The organism is Actinomadura sp. KC345, assembly GCF_004348515.1.
In the GTDB taxonomy this organism is placed as follows: Bacteria; Actinomycetota; Actinomycetes; order Streptosporangiales; family Streptosporangiaceae; genus Spirillospora.
In genome coordinates, this window is the sequence record NZ_SMKH01000258.1 from 1 (window position 1) to 11,227 (window position 11,227).

General features: G+C 77.5%; 11 protein-coding genes and 2 pseudogenes. 1 reads left to right on the forward strand and 12 read right to left on the reverse strand.

The genetic code is table 11. The features are described from left to right. Both E1281_RS30845 and E1281_RS30850 read right to left on the reverse strand, forming a co-directional pair. Positions 1–537 (reverse strand): annotated as a pseudogene (locus E1281_RS30845) (hypothetical protein); the annotation flags it as partial. A 14-nt stretch (positions 538–551) separates the two neighbouring features. After that, on the reverse strand, positions 552–1,532 hold the full coding sequence (locus tag E1281_RS30850) for an acyltransferase domain-containing protein (protein WP_131883242.1): 981 nt from the start codon (positions 1,530–1,532) through the stop codon (positions 552–554). A 128-nt stretch (positions 1,533–1,660) separates the two neighbouring features. Here E1281_RS30850 and E1281_RS30855 point away from each other — a divergent pair, with 128 nt between their 5' ends. Beyond that, positions 1,661–2,692 carry a ketoacyl-ACP synthase III gene (locus tag E1281_RS30855; RefSeq protein ID WP_243717610.1) on the forward strand — a complete coding sequence of 344 codons (1,032 nt, stop codon included), beginning with the start codon at positions 1,661–1,663 and terminating at the stop codon, positions 2,690–2,692. Positions 2,693–2,707: 15 nt separating this feature from the next. On the opposite strand, the gene E1281_RS30860 is transcribed toward E1281_RS30855, so the two are convergent. From E1281_RS30860 to E1281_RS30905, 10 genes and pseudogenes are all read right to left on the reverse strand, one after another. After that, positions 2,708–4,084, reverse strand: a complete 1,377-nt coding sequence (locus E1281_RS30860) for a hypothetical protein (protein WP_131883244.1) — start codon at positions 4,082–4,084, stop codon at positions 2,708–2,710. Then, positions 4,081–4,590: a hypothetical protein gene (locus E1281_RS30865; protein ID WP_131883245.1), complete on the reverse strand. Its 510-nt coding sequence runs from the start codon at positions 4,588–4,590 to the stop codon at positions 4,081–4,083. The genes E1281_RS30860 and E1281_RS30865 overlap by 4 nt, the downstream gene beginning before the upstream one ends. Next, entirely contained in the window at positions 4,587–5,726 is a 1,140-nt protein-coding gene (locus E1281_RS30870) for a molybdopterin-dependent oxidoreductase (protein WP_131883246.1), read from the reverse strand. Before E1281_RS30870 ends, E1281_RS30865 begins: the two co-directional genes overlap by 4 nt. Continuing rightward, positions 5,723–6,340, reverse strand: coding sequence for an SAM-dependent methyltransferase (locus E1281_RS30875; RefSeq protein ID WP_131883247.1), 618 nt, complete (start codon positions 6,338–6,340; stop codon positions 5,723–5,725). Before E1281_RS30875 ends, E1281_RS30870 begins: the two co-directional genes overlap by 4 nt. Continuing rightward, on the reverse strand, positions 6,337–7,008 hold the full coding sequence (locus tag E1281_RS30880) for a TIGR04282 family arsenosugar biosynthesis glycosyltransferase (protein ID WP_243717611.1): 672 nt from the start codon (positions 7,006–7,008) through the stop codon (positions 6,337–6,339). Before E1281_RS30880 ends, E1281_RS30875 begins: the two co-directional genes overlap by 4 nt. Beyond that, the gene (locus E1281_RS30885; RefSeq protein WP_207943584.1) at positions 7,005–7,694 is read right to left on the reverse strand and encodes a glycosyltransferase family 2 protein; all 690 of its coding nucleotides are present in this window, start codon (positions 7,692–7,694) and stop codon (positions 7,005–7,007) included. The genes E1281_RS30880 and E1281_RS30885 overlap by 4 nt, the downstream gene beginning before the upstream one ends. A gap of 36 nt (positions 7,695–7,730) precedes the next feature. After that, positions 7,731–8,750 carry an NAD-dependent epimerase/dehydratase family protein gene (locus E1281_RS30890; protein ID WP_131883248.1) on the reverse strand — a complete coding sequence of 340 codons (1,020 nt, stop codon included), beginning with the start codon at positions 8,748–8,750 and terminating at the stop codon, positions 7,731–7,733. A gap of 83 nt (positions 8,751–8,833) precedes the next feature. Next, complete coding sequence (locus E1281_RS30895; RefSeq protein WP_131883249.1) at positions 8,834–9,907, reverse strand: aminotransferase class V-fold PLP-dependent enzyme; 1,074 nt, start codon at positions 9,905–9,907, stop codon at positions 8,834–8,836. A 157-nt stretch (positions 9,908–10,064) separates the two neighbouring features. Further along, positions 10,065–10,538, reverse strand: coding sequence for a PPOX class F420-dependent oxidoreductase (locus E1281_RS30900; RefSeq protein WP_131883250.1), 474 nt, complete (start codon positions 10,536–10,538; stop codon positions 10,065–10,067). A gap of 60 nt (positions 10,539–10,598) precedes the next feature. Then, positions 10,599–11,227 (reverse strand): annotated as a pseudogene (locus E1281_RS30905) (hypothetical protein); the annotation flags it as partial.

An 11,227-nucleotide genomic window follows, 5' to 3' on the forward strand; every position in this document is an offset into this window, starting at 1 on the left:
GGGGTGGGCGGTGTTGGTGGGGAACTTGGCGGCCTGCGCGTCCGGGGTGCTCAGCACGAACCCGCCGGTCGCGGGGTCGTGGCGGGCGACGGTGCGCGGCGACAGGTGGCTGTTGCTGCGTCCCACCTCGGTCATCAGCAGCGTCCCGAACGAGGCCATGGACTCCATGGCCTCGCGCGCCTCGCGGGGGCCGTCCTGGCCGGCGCCGAACCGCAGGACCGGGCCGAGCGCGAGGGTGTAGTGCAGCAGCATCACGTGGAACAGGGCCGGGTCGGCGATCGCGGCGCGTTCCAGCAGCGCGCACAGCGCCGGGGGGTCGTCCAGCAGGTCGGGCGCGGGCGGCGCCGACAGGCCCGCCCGCCGCAGCCGCTCGTAGGTCAGTTCCTGGTGGCCGCGGGCGGTGAGGCCGCCGGGGTAGGTGAAGAACTCGTCCGGGACGGCCTCGGCCAGCCGCGCGCGCGTCTTGGCGTCCAGCGAGGAGCCGCGCACGAAGCCGAGCAGGCCCTCGTCGGGGACGGCGCCGGTGAAGGTGTCCATCGTGGTGGCCTCCGTCAGGCTCGGGTTCGGGCGGGGCGGTCGCGCAGCGGCGCCAGGGTCCGCGCGCCGGGCAGTGTCAGGCGTGCGCACTGGCACAGCGCGTCGCCGGCGCCGGCCTCGGTGAACACCGTCGCGCCGGCCTCGCGGACCGCGCGCAGCGTCTGCGGGAGCCGCACCGGCTTGACGATGCAGTCGGCCAGCGCGCGGTGCAGGTCGTCGCCGTCGCGGTAGGCGCGGCCCCGGACCGGCGAGTGCACCGGCAGCTCCAGCGGCCGCTGCGGGAAGCGGCGGATCATCGCGTACCACTCGTCGTCGGCGCCGGCCATCGCGGGATGGTGCGACAGGTAGGGGACGGCGAGGCGCACGGCCCGCACGCCCCGGTCGCGGGCGGCGTCCAGGACCTGCTCCAGGGGGCCGTCCGGCCCGGACACCACGGTGACCGTCGGGGCGTTCAGGCAGGCCACGGCCACCTGCGGGGCGGCGGCGGCCGCGATGCAGTCGCGGGTGCCGTCCTCGCCGGTCTCCAGCAGGCCCAGGCCGCCGCCGCGGCCGCGGCGCGCCAGCACGCCGACGAGGCTGACGGCCATGCGGGCGCCGTCGGCGATCGCGAACGCGCCGGCGCTGACCAGCGCGGCGATCTCCCCGAAGCTCTGCCCTACCGCGAACGCGGGGTGGACGCCGGCGGTGCGCAGCACCCGGTCGACGGCGACGGAGGCGGTGTATCCGGCGAGCTGCGCGACGCCGGGGGTGCGCGCGGCCTCGCGGTAGGAGCCGGTGTCCTCCAGCAGGATCGAGCGCAGGCGCGGCCATCCCTCGCGCGGGAGGCCCTCCTGGACGGCGTCCACGACGTCGGCGGCGGCTCGGGCGGCGGCGGGTCCGGTGCGGGCGAGCGCGGGGAGGTCGGGGGTCCCCGCGGAGCCGGTTCCGGCGAACAGGAAGGCGCACGCGTCGTCGGGTTTGAGTTCCTCGGCCGGATGGATCGCAGAGAACGGCACGCGGGGGTCTCCTTACCTCGAAGGAAGGCTCTCTTCTCTTTTCAGTACAAAGCCAAATAACTCCTAGTTATGGAACATAAACACTGAAATGGGATTATTCGCTCATGGGATCGGTCTGGCAACCGTCAGTGGCAGAAGCACGTCAGGGCCATCACCCGCGCGGCGGCGAACGGGGGTGGGCGATCCGCGGAACCGGCGCGTACCTGCCCGCCCGGCGCGTCCGCAGCGAGGAGCTGTCCGCGTCGATGGGGCTCGGGCCGTCGTGGATCGAGGAGCGCACGGGAATCCGCCAGCGGCACGTCGCCCATTCCGGCCAGGCCGCCTCCGACCTGGCCGCGGCCGCCGCCGGGCGCGCGCTCGCCGCGGCCGGCCTGGACGCCGCCGACGTCGGCCTGATCGTCCTCGGCACCTCCACCCCCGACGAGCTGGGCCCCTCCACCGCCTGCCGCGTCCAGGCGCTGCTGGGCGCCCGCCGCGCCGCCGCGTTCGACATCGCCGCCGCCTGCACCGGGTTCGTCTACGGGCTGCAGGCCGCGGTCGGCTGGCTCGCCGGGCAGCGCGGGCCCGCGCACGCGCTGGTCATCGGCGTCGAGGTGTACTCCCGGTTCCTCAACCCCGCCGACCGCGCCACCGCCGCGCTGTTCGGCGACGGCGCCGCCGCCGCGGTGGTCGGGCCGGCCGCGCCGCCGTACGGGATCGGCCCGGTCACGCTCGGGTCGGACGGCTCCCGCGCCGGCGACGTGCTCATCCCCGCCGGCGGCAGCCGCTCCCCCGCCAGCGCCGGCACCCTGGCCGGCCGGGGCCACACCATCCACATGGACGGCCGGGCCGTCCGCGCGTTCATCGCCGGGGTGTTCCCGCGGCTGGTCGCCGAGGCCGCCGAGGGCGCCGGGATCAAGCCCGCCGACCTGGCGCTGGTCGTGCCGCACCAGCCCAACCCGCGGCTGGTCGCCTCGCTGGCCGGCGAGGCCGGGCTCGACCCGGCGCAGCTGGCGATCGCCGGGCAGGACGTGGGCAACATCGGCGCCGCGAGCCTCCCCTACGCCCTGGACCGGGCCGTGCGCGAGGACCGGATCGCCGCGGGGGACCTGGTCCTGCTCGCCGGGTTCGGCGCGGGCGTGACCTGGGGCCACACCCTCATCACCTGGCCTCCGCCCTGAGCCGCGCGTCCGCGCTCACCAGGGCGACAGGACCAGGGCCTGGACGGTGAGCGCGGTCGCGGCCTGGGCCGCCAGCCAGCCGCGGGCCGGTGGCCGCTGCAGGGCGGCCGCGGCGAGCAGCCAGCCGGAGAACGGCAGCCAGATCCGCTCGACCTCGCCGCGCGTCACACCGGAGGCGTCCAGCGCGAGCACGCCGATCAGCGCCGCCGCCGCCAGCGCCGCCGCCGCGGCCTCCGGGGGCACCGCCCTCGCCCGGACGGCGCGCCGCAGCACCCCGGCCGCGCGGGGCAGCGCGTGCGCGGCCACCGGGCCGGTCAGCAGGCAGAGCACGGCGAGGTTGGCCACCACGAAGTAGGCGTAGGAGCGCTGCGCCGAACCGCGGCTGACCAGGTACGTCTCCAGCGTGGCGCGCACACCGTCCGGCCACCAGAACCCCAGCGCCGTGAACACCGCCGGCGCCACCACCAGGCCCGCGCCGAGCGCCGCGAGGACACCCGCCCGCGGGCGGGTCAGCAGCAGCACCGCCAGCGGCACCGCGAACAGCGGCAGCAGCCCGTAGCTCAGATACGGCAGGCAGCCCAGCAGCAGCCCGCCCGCTCCGGCGGCCGCGAGCCCCCACGCGCCCGCGCGGCGGGCGGCCACGGCGAGCAGCGCCGTCCCCCACGCACCCACGGCCAGGAAGAACGCGTCCATCGAGGTGGCGATCCACAGCGCCGCCGGCGCCAGCACCAGGAACGGCACCGCCGTCCGCGCGGCGCGCTCGCCCGCCGCGCACCGCACCGTGACCGCGATCGCCGCCACCGACGACGTCCCCGCCGCGACGACCAGCGCCGCCGCCCAGCCGGTGCCGCCCAGCCCGGCCGCCTCCAGCGCCCACAGCACCAGCATCGGCAGCGGAGGATGCCCCCGCACGTGCGTGGTGTATCCGCCGAGCCGCTCGGTGAAGGTCTCCAGCCACAGCAGGGGGTCGGGACGCAGCTGCGCCAGGCCCGCCGGGTACTCGGTCGGCGCGTTCAGCGGACCGGCGAGCGCGTCCCATCCGCCCGCGGCCGCGAGCGCCACCGCCCACACCGCGGCCGCCGCCCACGCGGCGGCGAGCAGCGCCCGCCACGGCAGCCGCGCCGCCAGCACCGGCAGCGCCGCCACCGCGGCGGCCGCGAACGCCGCCGCGGGCAGCAGCTCCCAGGTCAGCGGCCGCGCCCGGGGCCGCGCGTGCAGCGGGGGGAGCCGGTCCTCGGTCGCCAGGCCGGCGCGCCGCAGGTACCAGCCCACCGCGAACGCCGCCGCGATCCCGGCGGCCCACACCGCGGCGGCCGCCCACCCCGGCCACCGCCGCCGCGCGGCGGCCGTCTCGTCGTCCGCGGCCCGGCCGCGGACCTCGGTCACGGTCACGTCCGTCCCTCCCGCGTGGCCCGCGACGGCCCCGCGCCCTCGTGCGCGGGGTCCTCTTGTCCGGGGCGCCGCCGGTCGCGGCGGCGGCCGGTGAGCGCGCGGGCCGCGATCGCCGCGGCGGCGGCCGCGGCGATCACCGCCAGCACGGCCGCGAGGTTGCGGTCGTAGGGCAGCGGCAGGCGGGACGGCTCGTCGGCGCGGCGGCCGTGGCCGAGGACGAGCGGCAGCGCGACCGCGGTCACGCACGCCGCCGTGACCAGCGCGGCGCGCACCACCGGCCGGCTGCCGTCGGGCAGCCGGCGCGTCGCCAGCCCCGCCGCCAGGACCACCGGCACCAGGACGCCGTCGTGCAGGACCGCCGCGCCCGCGAACCACGTCAGCCACGCGGCCGCGTCGAGGTCCGCGACGACGCCGCGCACCCCCACGGCGATGAGCGCCAGCCCCGCCGCGGTCACCACCGCCTTCGCCGCCGCCTTGGCCACCCCCTTCGCCGGTGGCGCCTTCACAGGACCACCACCCGGTGCAGCCACTTGGTCTGCATGACGCCGGGCCGGTTCGGCGCGATCAGGCGGCACGGATACCCGTGGTCGATGTGGAGGGGCTCGCCGTCGAGGCCGAGGGCCAGCAGTGTCAGCGGGTCGCGCCAGTGCTCCGGGGAGACCCGCGAGGTGCGGTAGTCCCCGCCGCGCTGCAGCGACTCGACCCGCACGTGCGCGTCGCCGGGCGCGCCCGCCATGGCCAGCAGGTCCCGCAGCGCGACCCCCCGCCACGTCGCCTCCGCGCTCCAGCCTTCGACGCACGCGACCGGCAGGCGCGCGGTGCGCTGCGGGAGGCCGCGCAGATCCTCCAGGGACAGCGTGAGATCGCGGCGGACGCGGCCGGTCACGGTCAGGCGCCAGCCGGCGTCGCGGGCGGTACCGGCGACCCCGGCCGCGGCCGCGGACTTGTTGACCGGCAGGCCCTGCGGGCCGGTGCCGGGGCGGCGCGGGGCCAGCACCGCCAGCCGCGCCAGCGGGGAGAACGCCTCCCCGGCCGTGGTGGCCGCGATCACGCCGCCCGCGCCAGCGACGGTGAGCAGGAAGGCCCGGCGTCCCACCGCGTCCTGCGGGCGGGTCATCACGGCGCGGCGCGCCTTCGGCCACTCCTGGACGGCGTGGATCAGCAGCGCCCCGGTGACGATGTAGGCGGTCCAGTAGTGGGCGGTGGTGAACGGGAACGGGAACGCGTACCAGTAGCCGATGTTCAGCACCCCGGTGACGAACTGGAACAGCGCCCCGCCGACCAGCGCGAGCATCAGCAGCCGCCGCAGCGCGTGCGCGGCCGACCGGACCGGCGGCCACTGCCACAGCCGGGGGTAGACCGTCCACAGCTTGGCCAGCAGCAGCGGCACCGTGGCCAGCCCGCCGATGACGTGGACGCCCTGGGTGACCCGGTAGAGGTTCACCGGCCGCGACGGCCACTGCATCCACCCGGGCGGGTGCTGCATGTAGTGGGAGACCAGACCCGTCGCGAACGCCGACAGGAAGGCGGCGCCGAGGGCCATGCCGAGCCACGCCGCGGTCCGCTCGTCGTGCAGGCGGCTGGTGAACCGCCCCTGCAGCCGCGCCGCCGCGGTCACCGCCGCCGCGAGGAGGGGGGTCATGCGCGCAGGGCGACGAACCACCGGCCCGCCTCCTCCCACTGGTCGGTCACGGCCGCCGCGCACGCGGCGGCCAGCCCGGCGGCCGCGTCGGCCGACACGTGCGCCCAGGGGAACCAGTCGCCGACCGAGCGGCCCGACCGCAGCCGCAGCGGCTCGGTCCGCGACCCGGCCCCGGGCGCCTCCGCCTCGATCAGGACCCGCCCGCCCGGCGCGGCCAGCGCGAGGACGCGGCGCAGCAGCGCGGCCGGGTCGCCCCCGATGCCGATGTTGCCGTCGGCGAGCAGGACGCTCCGCCAGCGCCCGGCGCCGGGGACGCGGCCGAACACGTCCCGGCACAGGGCCGGGCCGCCCGCCGCGACCGTCAGCGCGACCGCGGAGGGGGCCAGGTCGATGCCCAGCACCGGCAACCCGCGCCGGGCCAGCGCCACGGTGAGCCGCCCCGGCCCGGACCCCACGTCGAGCGTGGGGCCCTCGCACCGGTCCAGCAGCCCGCCGTCGCCGGGACGGACCGCCAGCCAGTCCCGCAGCGGCAGCGGGCGGCGGCGCCCGTCGGCGTGCTCGATCTCCACCGGGCCGCTGCCCCGCAGCGCCTCCTCGTACAGTTCCCCGATCATGCGGTGGCGGTCCTGGCGCCGAGGGCCCGCACGGCGGCGGCGAACCGGGTCCCGGCGGCGCCGGCGGCGACGCGCTCGGCGTCGGCGGCGGTGTCGACGTCGGTGAGCTCGGGCAGCGCCGCGACGTCCAGCCCGGCGGCGCGCAGCCGGGCCAGCTGGACCGCGCCGGTGTCGGGCCGCGACATCGGGACGCCGCGCAGCAGCGCCGCGTCCGGTCGCCGCAGCCCGAGCAGCCAGAAACCGCCGTCCGAGGCCGGGCCGAACACCGCGTCGTGCCGGGCCAGGCTCCGGGACGCGTCGTTCAGCAGCGCCGGGGTGACCTGCGGGGTGTCCATGCCGATCAGCACGAGCGGGCGGCCCCGGTAGGCGCCGCCGAAGGCGCCGGCGAGGCGTTCGTCCAGGCCGCCGCCGCGCTGGGCGAGCACGGTGAACCCGCGCGGCAGCCACCGGCCCGGCACGCCGTCCAGGACCAGGACGCGGCGCCCGGCCGCGGCCGCGGCGACGGCCGCGAGGGTGTCGCGCAGGGACGCCTCGGCCAGCGCCGCGGCCTCCCCGGGCGTGTACGCGGGCGTCAGCCGCGTCTTCACCCGCCCGGGGACGGGTTCCTTGGCCACGACGATCAGATCGGCCGCGGCGTCGTCCGGTGAGCGGTTCACGGCGGCGCTCACGGGGCGACCTCCGCCAGGACGCGTCGCATGTCGCGGACGGCGCGGACCGTCCCGCCGAACGTCCCGGTCACCTTGGAGGCGCCGGTCCGGGGGCGGTAGGCGACGTCGACCTCCCCGATCCGCCAGCCGGCGCGGGCCGCGCGCAGCACCATCTCCAGCGGGTATCCGAACCGGCGGTCCCGCAGCCCGAGGTCGAGCAGGGCCTCCCGGCGGGCGGCGCGCATCGGCCCGAGGTCGTGCAGCCGGGTCCCGGCGCGCCGGTTCAGGGACCGGGCCAGGACGGCGTTTCCGGCGCGGGCGTGCGGCGGCCACGCACCCCGGCCCGACGGCCGCCGCCGCCCCAGCACCAGCCCCGGCATTTGCCCGGGCCCCGGCCCGCCGCCGGGCGGTTCCAGGTCGCCGAGCGCGGCGACGAGCAGGGGCAGCTCGGCCGGGTCGAGGGAGGCGTCGGCGTCCATCACGCACACCACCTCGGTGCCGGCGGCCAGCAGGCCCGCGTGGCAGGCGGCGCCGAAGCCGCGGTCGGGAGCCGCCACGACGCGTGCGCCGAGGTCGGCGGCGACGCGCGCGGAGTCGTCGGTGGAGGCATTGTCGACCACCAGCGGCCGGAAGCCGCCGGGCATCCGGGCCAGCACCCAGGGCAACGCCTCGGCCTCGTCGAGGCACGGGAGAACCACATCGATCACAGTGCGACGCTACTTTCGGTGACGGGTGAACGACCCTTACGAACCTGTGACGGGCTGCCGCGCGAACTCGGCCATCCCGTCGGCGAACGCCACCGACGGGGAGAACCCCAGCTCGCGGCGGGCGCGGTCGGGGCGGGCGACGATGTGGCGGACGTCCCCGAGCCGGTAGCCGCCGGTGACGCGCGGGCCGGGCCCGCCGAACGCGGCGGCCAGCGCGCCCGCCAGGTCCCCGATGGTGCGGGGCTCGCCGCTGGCGATGTTGTAGGCGCGCAGCCCGCCGCGGCCGGGGTCCGCCGCGGCGCGTTCCAGCGCCAGCACGTTGGCGCGTGCGACGTCGCGGACGTGCACGAAGTCGCGGCGCTGCGCACCGTCCTCGAACACCAGCGGCTCCCGCCCGTCCAGCAGCCGGGACCGGAAGATCGCCGCGACCCCGGCGTAGGGGGTGTCGCGGGGCATCCGCGGCCCGTACACGTTGTGGTAGCGCAGCGCGACCGCCGAACCGCCGGTCGCCCGCGCCCACGACGCCGCCAGGTGCTCCTGCGCGAGCTTGGTGTCGGCGTAGGCGTTGCGTGGGCCGGGCGGGTCGTCCTCCCCGACGGCGCCGGGGGCCAGCGGCCGCCCGCAGGACGGGCAGCCCGGTTCGAACCGTCCCGCCTCCAGCGCCTCCTCCGCGCGGGGCCCGGGACGCACGGGGCCGTGCCGGTCGCAGGTGTAGGCGCCCTCCCCGTACACCACCATCGACGACGCCAGGACGAGCGTCCCGACGCCCGCGCGGGCCATCTCGGCGAGCAGCACGGCGGTCCCCTGCACGTTGGCGGAGGTGTAGGCGGGCAGGTCGGACACGTCCACGCCGAGGCCGACCTTGGCGGCCTGGTGGCAGACGGCGTCGACGCCGTCCAGCCGCCCGGCCACCGCGCCGGGGTCGCGGACGTCGGCGGCCTCGCCGTTTCCGCCGGGCGCCAGGTCCAGGCCGCGGACACGGTGGCCGGCGGCGGTCAGGGCCTCGGCGACATGCGAGCCGATGAATCCGGCCGACCCGGTGAGCAGTACGTTCATGCGGCCGACCGTAGGGCGCTCCGGCCGCCCGGAACGCCCTCGCGGGCCCTGACGGGCCACCTTGTTCGAATCTCGTAAGATCCTCAGCCGCGCGAGACGAGCGGGGCGAGGAGCCCGGCGGCCTTGTCCACGTCGGCCTCGGTGGTGGTCAGGTGGAAGGCGCAGCGCAGCCGCCCCGCCCGCACCGAGGCGATCACCCCGCCCGCGCGCAGGACCTCGGCGGTGCCGTCCGGGACGTCCACCGGCACGATGGCCGAGTCGCCGGGCGGCAGGCCCAGCGCGGCGCTGAAGCGGCGGGCGAGGCGCACGTCGTGGTCGTGGACGGCCGGGACGCCGACCCGCCCGAGCAGTTCCAGGGCGGGGGCGTGCCCGGCCCAGCACTGCCATGCCGGGGACAGGTCGAGGCGGCGCGCGTCCGGGGCCAGGCGCAGCGGCAGGCCGTAGACCGAGTCCCAGATGTCGGCGCCCGCGTACCACCCGGCGCCGGCGGCGGGCAGCGCGTCCAGGGCCTCGGCCGTGCCGGTGAGGAAGCAGGTGCCGCGCGGGCCCAGCAGCCACTTGTAGCCGCCGCACACCAGCCAGTCGACGCGGTCGGCGGGCAGCGGCAGCCATCCGGCGGCCTGGGTGGCGTCCAGCAGGATCCGGGCGCCGTGCGCGCGGGCGGCGGCGATGAGGTCGTCCATGGGGGCGATGCGGCCGTCGGCGGACTGCACCGCCGACACGGCGACCAGGTCGGTGCCGCCGTCGACGGCGTCGGCGATCCGCTCCAGCGGGACGGACCGGACGGTCAGCTCCGCCCGCGCGGCGAACGGCCACAGCAGCGAGGTGAAGTCGCCGTCGGCGACCAGGACCGTCGACCCGGCCGGCAGCGACGCCGCGACCAGACCGACGAAGTACGACACCTGCGGCCCGCACGCCACCCTCCCGGCGGGCACGCCGAGCAGCCGCGCGAACGCCTCACGCGAGTGGGTCACCGCCTCGTCCAGCGCCGGCGGGGCCATCAGCCCGGCGGCCCGGTCCCGCTCGGCGGCGAGCATCGCCTCGTGCGCCGCGCGGGGCGGCAGCCCGTAGGTGGCGGTGTTGAGGTAGGCGACACCGGCGGTGAACTCCCGCTGCGCCTCCTCGATCGAAAGGACGTCCTGGCTCGGAAGGGTCATGCACTGATCCTGCGCCACCACCCGCCCATAGGACAAAGTACGGTCTTCCGGTCGCCCAAGGCCGGGTTCACCCCCGACATCGCCTTCGCCGCCGAGGACCACGTCGCGATCCAGCGGCCCGTCGCTCGCGGCCTGCCCGTCGCGGTCCTCGCTAGTACTAGTCGTCGCCGGGTGCGAGGCGGGCGGGGAAGCCGCCGGTGGCGATCGGGCCCCAGCGGTCGATGGTGACGCGGATGAGCGACTTGTCCTGGCGGCGCATGGCCTCGCGGTACTCGTCCCAGTCGGGGTGCTCGCCGGCGATGCAGCGGTAGTAGTCGACGAGGGCGTCGGCGGCGTCGGGCATGTCGATGACCTCGGCGGTCCCGTCGACCTGCACGTAGGGGCCGTTGAACTCGTCGGACAGCACGCACACCGACACCCGCGCGTCCCTGCGGGCGTTGCGGGCCTTGGCGCGCTCGGGGTAGGTGGAGACGACGACGCGTCCCCGCTCGTCGACCCCGCAGGTCACCGGCGACATCTGCGGGGTCCCGTCGGACCGGACGGTGGACAGCACCGCGCGGTGCCTGGGACGCAGGAATTCGAGCAGTGCGGGACGGTCGACGCGGTTCGCCGTGGCGATCGAAGGGGCCATGCGGGCAACTCTACGGCCGGGGGATCGGTGGTGGTGCGGGAGGTGTGGCGGTGCGGGAGGTCAGCCGCTGAGCAGGGCGAACAGCCCGGCGCAGGTGAGGGCGACCATGACGGCCGCGAGCGGGAGCCGGCCGCGCAGCGCCCGGTCCGGGGAGCGCAGGGCGAGGTCGTGGGCGGCGATGGTGCCCGCGATGTGGCCGAGGACGATCGCGTTGACCTGGACCTGCGCGGTGAGCGCAGGCCCGGCCAGGTCGTGGTCGACGCGGTTGCCGGCGGCGCCGAACAGGTCCAGGCCCGTCCCGAACGGGTCGCCGAGGAGGATGAAGGTCGTCTGTCCTTCCAGGACCAGGAACGAGAAGTAGTGCGCGACGGTGTAGCCGAGGGCGATCGGCAGGAGCGTCGCCGCGAACCGGCCCGGCAGCGCGGCGGGGTCCTGGCCGGTCAGGTGCGCGCCGGCCCGCAGCGCCGCGGTGTACAGGACGGCGACGGCGGCGATCGCGGCGGCCAGGCCCAGCGTCCCGGCCAGGACGCTGGAGGGGTCGACGTTGTCGCGCCAGTAGGTGGTCCGGGTGATGCCGTCGAACCCGGTGGAGCCGATCAGCACGCACGCGGCGGCGGTGAGCCCTGGTTCGGCGGTGCCGGTCATGAGACCGGTGAGGGGGGTCCGCCAGACGAGGGGCCGAGCGGGGC

Bases quoted from the DNA above. Each gene is read 5' to 3' on its own strand.
- E1281_RS30875 (WP_131883247.1), bottom strand. From the start codon at position 6,340: ATGATCGGGGAACTGTACGAGGAGGCGCTGCGGGGCAGCGGCCCGGTG.
- E1281_RS30895 (WP_131883249.1), bottom strand. From the start codon at position 9,907: ATGACCCTTCCGAGCCAGGACGTCCTTTCGATCGAGGAGGCGCAGCGG.
- E1281_RS30870 (WP_131883246.1), bottom strand. From the start codon at position 5,726: ATGACCCCCCTCCTCGCGGCGGCGGTGACCGCGGCGGCGCGGCTGCAG.
- E1281_RS30900 (WP_131883250.1), bottom strand. From the start codon at position 10,538: ATGGCCCCTTCGATCGCCACGGCGAACCGCGTCGACCGTCCCGCACTG.
- E1281_RS30890 (WP_131883248.1), bottom strand. From the start codon at position 8,750: ATGAACGTACTGCTCACCGGGTCGGCCGGATTCATCGGCTCGCATGTC.